General features: G+C 64.5%; 11 protein-coding genes. 7 read left to right on the forward strand and 4 right to left on the reverse strand.

Translation table 11 applies throughout. From position 1 onward, the window contains the following. Positions 1-12 precede the first annotated feature (12 nt). Together ACZ5BO_RS28110 and ACZ5BO_RS28115 are read left to right on the forward strand one after the other, a co-directional pair. Positions 13-630, forward strand: coding sequence for a LuxR C-terminal-related transcriptional regulator (locus tag ACZ5BO_RS28110; RefSeq protein ID WP_464697097.1), 618 nt, complete (start codon positions 13-15; stop codon positions 628-630). Between the two features lie 205 nt (positions 631-835). Next, positions 836-1267, forward strand: coding sequence for a hypothetical protein (locus ACZ5BO_RS28115; protein WP_025129591.1), 432 nt, complete (start codon positions 836-838; stop codon positions 1265-1267). Positions 1268-1318: 51 nt separating this feature from the next. Here the strand turns inward: ACZ5BO_RS28115 and ACZ5BO_RS28120 are convergent, their stop codons facing one another. Continuing rightward, a complete protein-coding gene (locus ACZ5BO_RS28120) occupies positions 1319-3661 on the reverse strand; it encodes a putative bifunctional diguanylate cyclase/phosphodiesterase (protein ID WP_025129590.1) in 2343 nt (780 codons plus the stop codon). A 468-nt stretch (positions 3662-4129) separates the two neighbouring features. Here ACZ5BO_RS28120 and lon point away from each other — a divergent pair, with 468 nt between their 5' ends. The 5 genes from lon to cmoB all read left to right on the forward strand — a co-directional run bounded on the left by lon (position 4130) and on the right by cmoB (position 9604). Continuing rightward, entirely contained in the window at positions 4130-6550 is a 2421-nt protein-coding gene (gene lon / locus ACZ5BO_RS28125; RefSeq protein WP_025129589.1) for an endopeptidase La, read from the forward strand. Between the two features lie 157 nt (positions 6551-6707). Beyond that, positions 6708-7100, forward strand: a complete 393-nt coding sequence (locus ACZ5BO_RS28130) for a protease inhibitor I42 family protein (RefSeq protein WP_025129588.1) — start codon at positions 6708-6710, stop codon at positions 7098-7100. A gap of 1 nt (position 7101) precedes the next feature. Then, on the forward strand, positions 7102-7737 hold the full coding sequence (locus tag ACZ5BO_RS28135) for a lysoplasmalogenase (RefSeq protein WP_025129587.1): 636 nt from the start codon (positions 7102-7104) through the stop codon (positions 7735-7737). A gap of 170 nt (positions 7738-7907) precedes the next feature. Continuing rightward, positions 7908-8651, forward strand: a complete 744-nt coding sequence (gene cmoA, locus ACZ5BO_RS28140; RefSeq protein ID WP_025129586.1) for a carboxy-S-adenosyl-L-methionine synthase CmoA — start codon at positions 7908-7910, stop codon at positions 8649-8651. Then, complete coding sequence (gene cmoB / locus ACZ5BO_RS28145) at positions 8648-9604, forward strand: tRNA 5-methoxyuridine(34)/uridine 5-oxyacetic acid(34) synthase CmoB (RefSeq protein ID WP_464697098.1); 957 nt, start codon at positions 8648-8650, stop codon at positions 9602-9604. The genes cmoA and cmoB overlap by 4 nt, the downstream gene beginning before the upstream one ends. 160 nt (positions 9605-9764) lie before the next feature. Here the strand turns inward: cmoB and tadA are convergent, their stop codons facing one another. The 3 genes from tadA to ACZ5BO_RS28160 all read right to left on the reverse strand — a co-directional run bounded on the left by tadA (position 9765) and on the right by ACZ5BO_RS28160 (position 12108). Further along, positions 9765-10253, reverse strand: coding sequence for a tRNA adenosine(34) deaminase TadA (gene tadA, locus ACZ5BO_RS28150; RefSeq protein WP_025129584.1), 489 nt, complete (start codon positions 10251-10253; stop codon positions 9765-9767). Further along, a complete protein-coding gene (locus tag ACZ5BO_RS28155; RefSeq protein ID WP_025129583.1) occupies positions 10253-11629 on the reverse strand; it encodes a multicopper oxidase family protein in 1377 nt (458 codons plus the stop codon). The genes tadA and ACZ5BO_RS28155 overlap by 1 nt, the downstream gene beginning before the upstream one ends. 182 nt (positions 11630-11811) lie before the next feature. After that, positions 11812-12108 carry a PTS transporter subunit EIIB gene (locus tag ACZ5BO_RS28160; RefSeq protein ID WP_464697099.1) on the reverse strand — a complete coding sequence of 99 codons (297 nt, stop codon included), beginning with the start codon at positions 12106-12108 and terminating at the stop codon, positions 11812-11814.

Below are 12108 nucleotides of genomic sequence, written 5' to 3' on the forward strand. Positions count from 1 at the left end.
GAGTTTCACCACATGACCTGCCGGATTATCGTCGCCGACGACCACCCGCTGTTTCGCGAGGGCATGCTGCGCACCATCCAGCGCCTGCTGCCCGAAGCCCTGCTTGAAGAGGCCGGCAACCTCCCGGCGGTGCTGGAGCTGGCCCGGACCGGCGAGGAGCCGGACTCGCTGATTCTCGACCTGCGCTTTCCCGGGCTGACCTCGGTGAGCATGATCGCCGACCTGCGCCGACAACTGCCTCGCACCTCGATCATCGTGGTGTCGATGATCGACAACCAGGAACTGATTGGTGAAGTCATGGCCGCCGGGGCGGACGGTTTCATTGGCAAGAGCATTGCCCCGGATGAAATCGGCCAGGCGATCCAGGCCATTCGCCAGGGCGAAGTGGTGGTCAAGTACGCGCCCTCCGGCCTGCTGCTGACCCTGGATGCCTGCGCCGAAGTGAGCCAGCTGACCACGCGCCAACAGGAAGTGCTGCGCCTGATCGCCCAGGGCAAGACCAACAAGGAAATCGCCCGGGAGCTGGATATCTCGCCATTCACCGTGCGTATCCATGTGTCCTCCCTGCTGCACACCCTCAAGGTGTCGTCACGGGCCGCCGCCGCGGTGAAATTCGCCGGGAACTGGTAAACCGGGACAAACCCTCTCCCGCGCGCGGGCGGCATCCCCGCGGATGTCCGCGCCCTGTTTCCCCCTGCGACACCAATAGCACTGGGAAGCCTGGGACAAATGAGGCAGCATCGGTCCTGGCACGCCTGTACAAACGCCATGGCATTGGGCGGCACGCCAGGAACAGCGTGCTGGCGCGACCGCCCCACGCAGGAGAAAAAACATCATGAATACGGATAAACGTGATGAGTTGTTTGATCGGTTGCACCACTGGTTCGGCGACTCGGAAGCCGCCAACTGGAACGAATACACCGCCGAACAGGTGGCCCTGGGCGTCTTGCACGGCTTTACGCCGACGCAATGGCAGCGGCTGGGCGAGACGCTCTTGTCACGCCCCGAATACTGGCAGCACCGCTGCGCGGTATCCCTGGGAGAATTGCGCAGCCCCCCGGCCATCGAGTTGCTCAAGCGCCTGCTGGCAGACTCGCCCTACCTGGATGTGCGGGTCATGGCGATCTATGAACTGGACTGGGCCGAAGCCGCGATCGAGCATCGCTATGCCCCGTGCATCCTGGAAATCATGGACAACCTGACGGAAGAAGGCATCGAACCGGAGTTGCAGAGCCTGCTGGCCAAGGCCGAAGCCGCCGCCCCCTGAAACCAGCCAGCCCCGGATGCCCGAGCCTCGCGGCCGGGCACCCAGGCACCTTCAGGTCGAAACCCGGGAGGTCATCATCCAGCGCTCAAATGCCTCGGTCGGCAAGGGCCGGCTGATCAGGTAACCCTGCACCGTGTCGCAGCGCCAGCTTTCCAGCAGCTTCAGGCAATGCTCGAACTCCACCCCTTCGGCCACCACCTTGAGCCCCAGCTTGTGGCTCATCTCGATGGTCGAGCGCACGATCACCGCATCACCGCTGGTCTCGTCCAGGTTGCGGATGAAGGACTGGTCGATCTTCAACTCCTGCACCGGCAGGCGCTGCAGTTGCGCCAGGGAGGAATAGCCGGTGCCGAAATCATCCACCGACAGGCTGATGCCACAACTGCGCAGGCGCTGCAGCACTGCCAGCGACTGCTCCGGATGGCGCATAATCGCGCTCTCGGTAATCTCGAACACCAACTGTTCGGCCGCCACCTGGTAGCGCTCCAGCCACTGGCTGACCCGGACTTCCAGGCTGTCGTCCTCCAGGTCGCTGGCGGAGATGTTGAGCGACAGGCGCACCGGCAGGGCCCGGCGATTCCACTCCGCCAATTGGCGGATGCAGGCCTCGATGACCCAGGACGTCAGGCTGTGCATGCTGCCGGTACGTTCGGCCAGGGGAATGAACTCCGCCGGCGACACCACGCCGAACACCGGGTGCTGCCAACGCAGCAGGGCTTCGGCCTGGTGCAGGTAATCTCGGCGCAGATCCAGCTTGGGCTGGTACAGCAGGAACAGCTCGCCTTCGGCGGCGGCGCGACGCAGGTCACGGATCAGGCTGATCTGTCGTTGATGGGCCAGATCGCGGTCCTGCTGGTAGACCTGCAGGTAGCCAGGCTGCAGCGAAGCATCATGGCGAGCGATGGCCGCACGGCTGATCAGCTCTTCGGCCGACTTACCATCGGCCGGGTACACCGCCACCCCCATGCAGATCTGGCGCCGGACCTCATCCCCCTGGATCAGTTGCGGCCGGCTCAACAGGCCATGGAGCCGGTCGGCCATGGCGATGGCGCCCTCCAGTTCGGTGTTTTCCAGCAACAGCAGGAACTCGCTGGCGGTGATCCGCGCCGCGGTGTCCCCCTGGGACAGGACCTCGCGCAGCCGGCGACTGAGCTCGCCCATCATCTGCTCCAGCCCTTCCGTGCCGAAGCCTTCGTTGATCGCCCGGTAGTTGTCGATCCCCAGGTACAACAGCACCACGTTGCGCCGGGCCGCGATGGCCTTGCCCAGGCGCTCGATGGCCAGGGCACGATTGGGCAGGCCGGTCAGCGGATCATGCAGGGCGTTGTGGGCCAACTGGCGCTCGCGGGTGGCAATGGCGCTCTGCATGGCGTTGAAGGCATCGGCGAGCACCCCGAACTCGTCGCTGCGCTTGATGCTCACCGGGGCCTGATAGTTACCGGCACCAATGCGTCGGGCGGCCTGGGCCAGATCCTCCAGGGGCCGCGAGACACGCCTGGCCATCAGCAGGGCAAAGGCCAGGGACACCACCAGCGCCACCAGGGCAATCCACAAAAACTCCCGATCCAGTGGGGTAAAGGCTTGCAGCGCCTGCTCCAGCGGGCTTTGCAACAGGGCCATGACCCGCGGATCTTCGGCGTCGCCGGTGTTGGCCAGTTGCAGGGCCTGGTTGAGGAACCGCTGGCCGTGGGTTTCGCTCAGCTGGGGCAGGGATTGCCACAGCGAATCACCCAAGACCTTGATGATCGGTGACCAGAAGAACTCCGGCTGGGTGCTGAACAACTCTCCCGGATCCTGGCCGTCGACCGTCAGGAATGACACCTCGAGGTTGCTCATGGAGCGCAGCTCCCGGGCAAACAGCTCGTCCATGGGAAAGCCCATCACCACCCGGGCAATGGGCAACGACTCCAGCACTTCGCCCTGGACCAGCAGATAGGGGCGCCCCTTGATCGCGACAAACAGCATGTGGGTGTTGTGCCGCAGCGCCCGGCGCAACGCCTGGTCATAGGGAAAGTGCTGGTCCCGGGCGATGTCCGCCAGGGTGCTGGCGATGACCCGGCCCTCGGGGCTGAGCACGAACATCTCGCTGGAACGGATACCGCCCCGGTGCTGCGCGAGGGCGGCGAGGATATCCACCGGCTTGCCGCTGACCACCGCGCGACGAAACTCCGAATCCACCACCAGCCAGTCGACCCCGTACTGCAAATTGCGGCCCCGCAGGTCCAGCAGGCGCTCGAACACCCGAGTGCCGATCTTCAATTGCAGTTGCGCCTGGCGTTCGACCGCCTGGGTAGTGGCGGTCTTGACCGCGAAATACACCGCCCCAATCAGTACCAACAGCAACAGCGCCAGCACCCCGACAATCCTTGCCTGAAAGGTTTGGCGCCACTTCACGAGGCCGCTCTCGCCAACTCCGATCGACCGGTGGACCCTGAAGACGCCAGCGCGACTGACGGCCGCCGAGAGCTGAAAAATCCGTTCCTCATACCCATCCCTCTGACAAGCTGAATGCGTGCGTCAAATAAATGCCAGATTCATTCCGACATTCCAGGCACTCAGATTAATCCTCAAATTACAGAAGATCACGCAATAAAACAGGTGATTGCGCAGTCATTTTATTGACAAAAAACAACAAAACAGCCCTAAAAGTACAGGGGCAAGCCTTGTTCCCACGACCTTGGCAGCGCCTGGAAACAGCCTGAGGAGCCGCTGGCTGCACGCTCGGCGGCATCAGGCCAGCCAACTGAAGCCGCACCGTACCCGCTGCCCTGGCACCTTGAAAAATGCTGAAACCAGTCGCCCATTGAAACCCGCCGCGACCTGCCCCATCTAACCTGCATAGCCCATCGTGCAGGAGCCTCCATGAGCGACCAGCAAGAATTTCCCGAAGACCTGCGTGACTACGTCGATCCGGAAAATACCGAACACCCGGCAGCCCAGGGCACCGGCCTGGCCCTGCCCGGGCAGAATCTGCCGGACAAGGTCTACATCATCCCGATTCACAATCGGCCGTTCTTCCCGGCACAGGTGCTGCCGGTCATCGTCAACGAAGAGCCCTGGGCCGAAACCCTGGAGCTGGTGAGCAAATCCGATCATCACTCCCTCGCCCTGTTTTTCATGGACACCCCCCAGGAAGACCCACGGCACTTCGATACCTCCGCACTGCCGGAGTACGGCACCCTGGTCAAGGTCCATCACGCCAGCCGCGAGAACGGCAAACTGCAATTCGTCGCCCAGGGCCTGACCCGGGTGCGCATCCGCACCTGGCTCAAGCATCATCGTCCGCCCTACCTGGTGGAAGTCGAATACCCGCACCAGCCCAACGAGCCCACCGACGAGGTCAAGGCCTACGGCATGGCGCTGATCAACGCGATCAAGGAACTGCTGCCGCTCAACCCGCTGTACAGCGAAGAGCTGAAGAACTACCTCAACCGCTTCAGCCCCAATGACCCGTCGCCCCTGACCGACTTCGCCGCAGCCCTGACCTCCGCCACCGGCAATGAACTGCAGGAAGTGCTGGACTGCGTGCCGATGCTCAAGCGCATGGTGAAAGTCCTGCCGATGCTGCGCAAGGAAGTGGAAGTCGCACGGCTGCAGAAAGAGATCTCCGCCGAGGTCAACCGCAAGATCGGCGAACATCAGCGCGAGTTCTTCCTCAAGGAACAGCTCAAGGTGATCCAGCAGGAACTGGGGCTGACCAAGGACGACCGCAGCGCCGACCTAGAACAGTTCGAGCAGCGCCTGCAGGGCAAGGTCCTGCCGCCCCAGGCGCAAAAGCGCATCGAAGAGGAGATGAACAAGCTGTCGATCCTCGAGACGGGCTCCCCGGAATACGCCGTCACCCGCAATTACCTGGAATGGGCCACCGCGGTGCCCTGGGGCGTATTCGGCGAAGACAAGCTGGACCTCAAGCACGCGCGCAAGGTGCTGGACAAACACCACGCCGGCCTCGACGACATCAAGGACCGCATCCTCGAATTCCTCGCGGTGGGTGCCTACAAGGGCGAGATCAGCGGCTCCATCGTGCTGCTGGTGGGCCCGCCCGGCGTCGGCAAGACCAGCGTCGGCAAATCCATCGCCGAATCCCTCGGGCGGCCGTTCTATCGCTTCAGCCTCGGCGGCATGCGCGATGAAGCCGAGATCAAGGGCCACCGCCGTACCTACATCGGCGCCCAGCCGGGCAAGCTGGTGCAGGCGCTCAAGGATGTGGAGGTGATGAACCCGGTGATCATGCTCGACGAGATCGACAAGATGGGCCAGAGCTACCAGGGCGACCCGGCCTCGGCGCTCCTGGAAACCCTGGATCCGGAACAGAACGTCGATTTCCTCGACCACTACCTGGACCTGCGCATGGACCTGTCCAAGGTCCTGTTCGTGTGCACCGCCAACACCCTGGACTCGATTCCCGGGCCGTTGCTCGACCGCATGGAAGTGATTCGCCTGTCGGGTTACATCACCGAGGAAAAACTCGCCATCGCCAAGCGCCACCTGTGGCCCAAGCAGTTGGAGAAAGCCGGCGTGGCCAAGAGCAGCCTGAGCATCAGCGACAGCGCCCTGCGCACGGTGATCGACGGCTACGCCCGGGAAGCCGGGGTGCGCCAGTTGGAGAAGCAACTGGGCAAGCTGGTGCGCAAGGCCGTGGTCAAGCTGCTGGATGAACCGGACGCGACCCTCAAGATCGGCCCCAAGGACCTGGAAGCCTCCCTGGGCATGCCGGTGTTTCGCAACGAACAGGTGCTGAACGGCACCGGGGTCATCACCGGCCTGGCCTGGACCAGCATGGGTGGCGCCACGTTGCCCATCGAGGCGACACGCATCCACACCCTCAACCGTGGCTTCAAGCTCACCGGGCAGTTGGGTGACGTGATGAAGGAATCGGCGGAAATCGCCTACAGCTATGTCAGTTCCCACCTCAAGCAGTTCGGCGGCGACAGCGGTTTCTTCGATGAAGCCTTTGTCCACCTGCACGTGCCGGAAGGCGCCACGCCCAAGGACGGCCCCAGTGCCGGGGTGACCATGGCCAGCGCACTGCTGTCCCTGGCGCGCAACCAGCCACCGAAAAAAGGCGTGGCCATGACCGGCGAGCTGACCCTCACCGGCCACGTGCTGCCGATTGGCGGGGTGCGCGAGAAAGTCATTGCAGCGCGGCGGCAGAAGATCCACGAGCTGATTCTCCCGGAGCCCAACCGCGGGCATTTCGAAGAGCTGCCGGACTACCTCAAGGAAGGCATCACCGTGCACTTCGCCAAGCGCTTTGCCGACGTGGCCAAGGTGTTGTTCTAAATCCCAGCGTCGGCCAGCCGGCTCCTACCTTGAACTTCGGTAGGAGCCGGCTGGCCGGCGACAGGCCATAACCGCCAACCTCCATCCCTCCCCTACACCGCCCATCATCTTCAGTTATGCTCGCCGTTCGTCACGAATGATCGGAGCTTCCTGACCCATGCCTGCACACCGCCTTCTTGCCCTACTCAGCCTCGCCCTGCTTGGCGCCTGCGCCAGCCAGCCCAAGCAGAACGTCACCGTGGAAAACTCGAACCAGTGCCCCCTGCAACTGCACAACGGGCAAACCCTGACCCTGACCCTGCCGAGCAACCCCACCACCGGCTATCGCTGGGCCATCCAGGATTCGGCCGGCGGCATCCTGCGCAAGGTCAGCCCCGAGGTCTACAGCAACCCCGAAGACACCGGACTGGTGGGCAGCGGTGGGCAATCGACCTGGCGCTTCCAGGCCTTCGCCACTGGCACCGGGCGCCTGCTGCTGACCTATCAGCAACCCTGGGCACCGGAAGAAGCCCCGGTGAAGGCCTTCGACTGCTCGATCACGGTGAATTGACATGGGCTGGCTGATCCTCGCGCTGATGGGCGCCGCCACCTTCCTCTACGGGGTCAGCGTGCATGCCACCCTGCTCTGCCTGCTGGTCAAGCCACTGCCGGTGCTGGCCCTGCTGGGCTGGTTGCACGATGCGCCGCCCGGGGACTACCGGCGCTGGATCATCATCGGGCTGCTGTTTTCCGTGCTCGGCGACACCTTGCTGGCCTGGCCCACGGACCTCTTCGTGTTCGGCCTCGGGGCCTTCCTGGTGGCGCACCTGGCCTACCTCAAGGCCTACCTCAGCGACTGCCGGCGTATCGCCCTGCTGCCTCTGGTCGTGGCCCTGGCCATTGGCGCAGTGCTGCTGGGCATCCTGATCTCCCACGGCCTGGGGCCGTTGCTGATCCCGGTGATCGTCTATGCCCTGACCATCAGCGCGATGCTCTGGCGGGCCCTGGCGCGCCTGGGCAGTGAAGTGCCCAAGCGCTCTGCGCTGCTTGCGGCAGTGGGCGCCTTGAGCTTTGCCTTCTCCGACAGCCTGATCGGTATCAGCCGCTTCGTGGTGGCCTTCGATGCCGCGCCGTACCTGATCATCATTTTCTACTGGCTGGGCCAGTGGGGCATTGCCGCTTCGGCGTTCAGCCAGAAGCCGCGCTGAGGCGCCTGCGCCGGCAGGCCGGTCCCTGCAATCTGCAGGAGCCGGCTTGCCGGCGAACAGCCGCACACCTTGTGTCGCCCTGGCGCCCGTGAAGGCCCTGCGGGCCTTATCGTCGCCAGCGTCAGCGGCTACAATGCCGGCCTTTTTATTTCTCCACCGCCGGAACCGCCGTGAGCAAAGAACCCGACCGCCTTTTCGCCCAGCCCCTGGCCCAGGTGCCTGACTTCGCCTTCAACGAGGACGTGGTGCGGGTGTTCCCGGACATGATCAAGCGCTCGGTGCCGGGTTACCCGACCATTGTCGAAAACCTCGGGGTGCTGGCGGCGCAGTTCGCCCAGCCACACAGCGTGCTCTACGACCTGGGCGCGTCCCTGGGCGCGGTGACCCAGGCCCTGCGTCGCCATGTGCGCACCGATGGCTGCCGGGTGATCGCCGTGGACAACTCGGCGGCCATGGTCGAGCGCTGCCGCGAGTACCTCAACGGCCAGGATTCGATGTTCCAGGAGTTGCTGCCGGTGCAAGTGATCGAGGGCGATATCCTCGCCCTGGAATTCCAACCGGCCTCGGTGGTGGCGCTGAACTTCACCTTGCAGTTCATCGCCCCGGAGCAGCGCCTGGCCCTGCTCGGTCGCATCCGCCAGTCGCTGCTGCCCGGCGGCGCGCTGATCCTCTCGGAGAAGCTGCGCTTCAACGACAGTGAAGAACACGCGCTGCTCACCGACCTGCACATCGCCTTCAAGCGCGCCAACGGCTACAGCGAACTGGAAATTGCCCAGAAGCGCAGCGCCATCGAAAACGTCATGAAGCCCGACAGCCTCGAAGAACACCGTGAGCGCCTGCTGGCCGCCGGGTTCTCGAAAGTCGTGCCGTGGTTCCAGTGTCTTAACTTTGCCTCGTTGATTGCCTTGCCATGATTGATCTGTCCCCCCTCGCCCGCCGCCTGGCGGGCACGCCCCTGGCCGAATGGGCCGCCGGCCTGCAAGCCCAGCTCGATGCCAAGATGGAAAAAGGCCACGGCGATCTCGAACGCTGGCAGAGCGCCCTGGATGCGCTGCCGAAGATCCAGCCCAGCGAGGTCGACCTGATCAATGGCCTGCGCCTGGACACCGAGTGCGACGACGCCACCCGGGCACAGATGCATGACGCGCTGATGGGCCTGTCGCCCTGGCGCAAGGGCCCCTTCGACCTGTTCGGGGTGCATGTGGACACCGAATGGCGCTCGGACTGGAAGTGGTCACGGGTGGCACCGCACCTGGATCTCAAGGGCAAGCGCATCCTCGATGTCGGTTGCGGCAATGGCTACTACATGTGGCGCATGCTCGGCGCCGGCGCCCACAGCGTGATCGGCGTCGACCCCAACTGGCTGTTCTTCTGCCAGTTCCAGGCGGTACAGCGCTACCTGTCGGAGCCCTCGGTGTGGCACCTGCCGTTCCCCTTCGAAGACCTGCCGCCCAACCTGGAAGGCTTCGACACGGTATTTTCCATGGGGGTGTTCTACCACCGCCGTTCGCCCATCGAACACCTGCTGGCGCTCAAGGACTGCCTGGTCAAGGGCGGTGAACTGGTGCTGGAAACCCTGGTGGTGGAAGGCGACCAGCATCAGGTGCTGGTGCCGGAGGACCGTTACGCGCAGATGCGCAACGTGTGGTTCCTGCCATCAGTACCGGCCCTGGAACTGTGGCTGCGACGGGCCGGTTTCAGCGATGTGCGTTGCGTGGATGTCAGCGTGACCAGCATCGAGGAACAGCGCGGCACCGAGTGGATGAAGTATCAGTCCCTGAGCGACTTTCTCGACCCGAATGACCACAGCAAGACCATCGAAGGCCTGCCGGCACCGATGCGTGCCGTGATAGTCGCCAGAAAATAACCGCGCCACGCCCTGTAGGAGCTGGCCGGGCGGCGTTCCGTTTGCCAGCGAAGGCGCCCGCCAAAGCGGCAAGGCTCGAGGGCCTCTTCGCCGGCAAGCCGGCTCCTACGGTTCTTTGTAGGAGCGAGCTTGCTCGCGAAAACCGCAGACGCGTTGGAGATCAGCGCGCCCTGCGCGCCTTGAAGAACTCGCTCAGCACCGCGCCGCACTCCTCGGCCAGCACTCCACCCTCGTACAGCACCCGATGGTTGAGAAAGCCCTGGGTGAAGAACTGGCCCTGGCTCTGCACGATGCCGGCCTTGGGCTCCAGGGCGCCGTACACCACCCGGGCAATGCGCGAATGCACGATCAGCCCGGCGCACATGCTGCAGGGCTCCAGGGTCACGTACAGGGTGCTGCCGGGCAGGCGGTAGTTGCTCACCGCCTGGGCAGCGGCACGGATCGCCACCATCTCGGCGTGGGCGCTGGGATCGCTGCCGCTGATGGGGCAGTTGTAGCCGCGGCCGATGATCTCGCCGTCCAGCACCAGCACCGCCCCCACGGGCACTTCTCCCAGGGCCGCGCCTTCGGCGGCCAGGGCCAGGGCCTCGCGCATGAAGTCCTGGTCACGACTGCGGTCGATGATCGACGCGGGGCGAATCTGGCGCATCACACCACCTCGATTGCGGCCATCAGGCCGGTTTCCATGTGGTCGATCACGTGGCAATGGAACATCCAGACCCCCGGGTTATCCGCCACCAATGCCACCCGGGCACGCTCGTTCTTGCCCAACAGGTAAGTGTCGGTGAAGTACGGGGTGACCTTGTGGCGGTTCGAGGCAATGACCTTGAAGCTCATGCCATGCAAGTGGATCGGGTGCTGGTACTGGGTCATGTTCTTCAATTCGAAAATGTAGCTCTTGCCCTTTTTCAGCGTGGCAATCGGGCGGTCGGCGCAGGTCTTGTCGGTGATGTCCCAGGCCTGGCCATTGATCTGCCACAGGCTCGGCGGCTTGCCGTTGTCCACATTCACCGAGACCGAGCCCACCCACTCGAAATTGAAGTTGAGCTTCTCGGCGTTGTCGAGATCCGGCTCGGCCACCGGGTTGGCCGGCAACGCGGGCGGCCAGGTCGTGGGCGCGTCAGTATTGGCCACCGAGCGCAAGGTGCCCAGGCGCACCGGGCCGTTGCGCAGGGACAGCTCTTCGCCTGCCGCCGGGGCCTTGATCGCCAGGCAGATGCGCATGCCCGGGCCCAGCCAGTATTCCTTGCCCAGGGGCCGCGGTTCGATGGGGTTGCCGTCCAGGGCGTAGATCTGTGCCTCGACGTCGGGAATGTTGATGCGGTAGGTCAGGGTGTTGTCGAGGTTGAGCAGGCGCACCCGGGTGATCTGCCCGGCCGGCAGGTCGATCACCGCCTGGGGCACGCCATTGATGGTCGACAGGCGCCCGGCGGTGCCACCCCGCGCCGCTTCCCGGGGGATGCTGAAGGGCAGGAAGGCGCCCTCTTCGTCCACGTGCCAGTTCTTCAGGCTCAGGGTGCGCTCGTACTTGAACCCGGTAGGCTCGCGCTCTTCGACAATCAGCGGGCCCACCAGGCCACGGCCCAGCTCTTCGCTGCTGCTCACGTGGGGGTGATACCAATAGCTGCCGGCATCCGGCACCCGGAACTTGTAGTCGAAATACTCACCGGGCAGTACCGGCAACTGCGAGACGTAGGGCACGCCATCCATTTCCAGCGGCAAGCGGATACCGTGCCAGTGGATGGTGGTGGCCACCGGCAGGTGGTTGATGAAGCGCACCCGCAGCCATTCGCCCTGGCGCACCCGCAGCTCGGTGCCCGGAGCCGAGGGGCCGAAGGCCCAGGCCTCGGTCTTGTGGCCCGCTACCAGCTCCACATCCAGGGGCGCCGCAATCAGCTCGTAGTCATGCCCCGCCTCAGCGTCGGCCCTCTTTCCCAGCCAGTAGCGCGAGGCGCCTCCCGCGCCCACGCCAACCACCACCAGACCGGCCAGACCACCGAGTATTTGTCGACGGGTAAAGGACATGGACTCAACTACCTCACGTATCCGCGGCGGACCCAGGCCCGCAAAAGGCGAATACGATACACCTGCAGTTGGGAAACAGTAAGGCCGGCGCGGCGACGGGACGCAGCTGCGCGGCTAAGCAAATGCCCAGGCCGCCGGCCAGCCAGCGCTGGCGCGGCTTGCTTGCAGGCACACTGGGCACCTCATTCCTGCAACCCCACCAGCAGGTGCAGCACCCCGCCCGAGAGTGTCATCACCGCCGGCACTCCGGCCACCCGCAGGGCACTGGCGTCCAGCAACTGCGAATCGTGCAGCTCCACCCGTACCCGAGTCAGGGCCAGGCGTTGCTGGCTCTTGATGTTGGCCCTGCCCCCCAGCGCCGCAAGCTTGGCTTCGTCCAGCAGGTTGTCGCCAGCCCTGGCCTGGGGCGCTTTCGGCGAGTCGGGCACCAGGTCGGGAGTCAGGGCCTTCCAGAACGCACGCTGCAATTTCTCGAACAT

This window comes from Pseudomonas sp. FFPRI_1 (assembly GCF_055384485.1).

Bases quoted from the DNA above. Each gene is read 5' to 3' on its own strand.
- ACZ5BO_RS28110 (WP_464697097.1), top strand. From the start codon at position 13: ATGACCTGCCGGATTATCGTCGCCGACGACCACCCGCTGTTTCGCGAG.
- ACZ5BO_RS28115 (WP_025129591.1), top strand. From the start codon at position 836: ATGAATACGGATAAACGTGATGAGTTGTTTGATCGGTTGCACCACTGG.
- lon (WP_025129589.1), top strand. From the start codon at position 4,130: ATGAGCGACCAGCAAGAATTTCCCGAAGACCTGCGTGACTACGTCGAT.
- ACZ5BO_RS28130 (WP_025129588.1), top strand. From the start codon at position 6,708: ATGCCTGCACACCGCCTTCTTGCCCTACTCAGCCTCGCCCTGCTTGGC.
- ACZ5BO_RS28135 (WP_025129587.1), top strand. From the start codon at position 7,102: ATGGGCTGGCTGATCCTCGCGCTGATGGGCGCCGCCACCTTCCTCTAC.
- cmoB (WP_464697098.1), top strand. From the start codon at position 8,648: ATGATTGATCTGTCCCCCCTCGCCCGCCGCCTGGCGGGCACGCCCCTG.
- tadA (WP_025129584.1), bottom strand. From the start codon at position 10,253: ATGCGCCAGATTCGCCCCGCGTCGATCATCGACCGCAGTCGTGACCAG.
- ACZ5BO_RS28155 (WP_025129583.1), bottom strand. From the start codon at position 11,629: ATGTCCTTTACCCGTCGACAAATACTCGGTGGTCTGGCCGGTCTGGTG.
- ACZ5BO_RS28160 (WP_464697099.1), bottom strand. From the start codon at position 12,108: ATGTTCGAGAAATTGCAGCGTGCGTTCTGGAAGGCCCTGACTCCCGAC.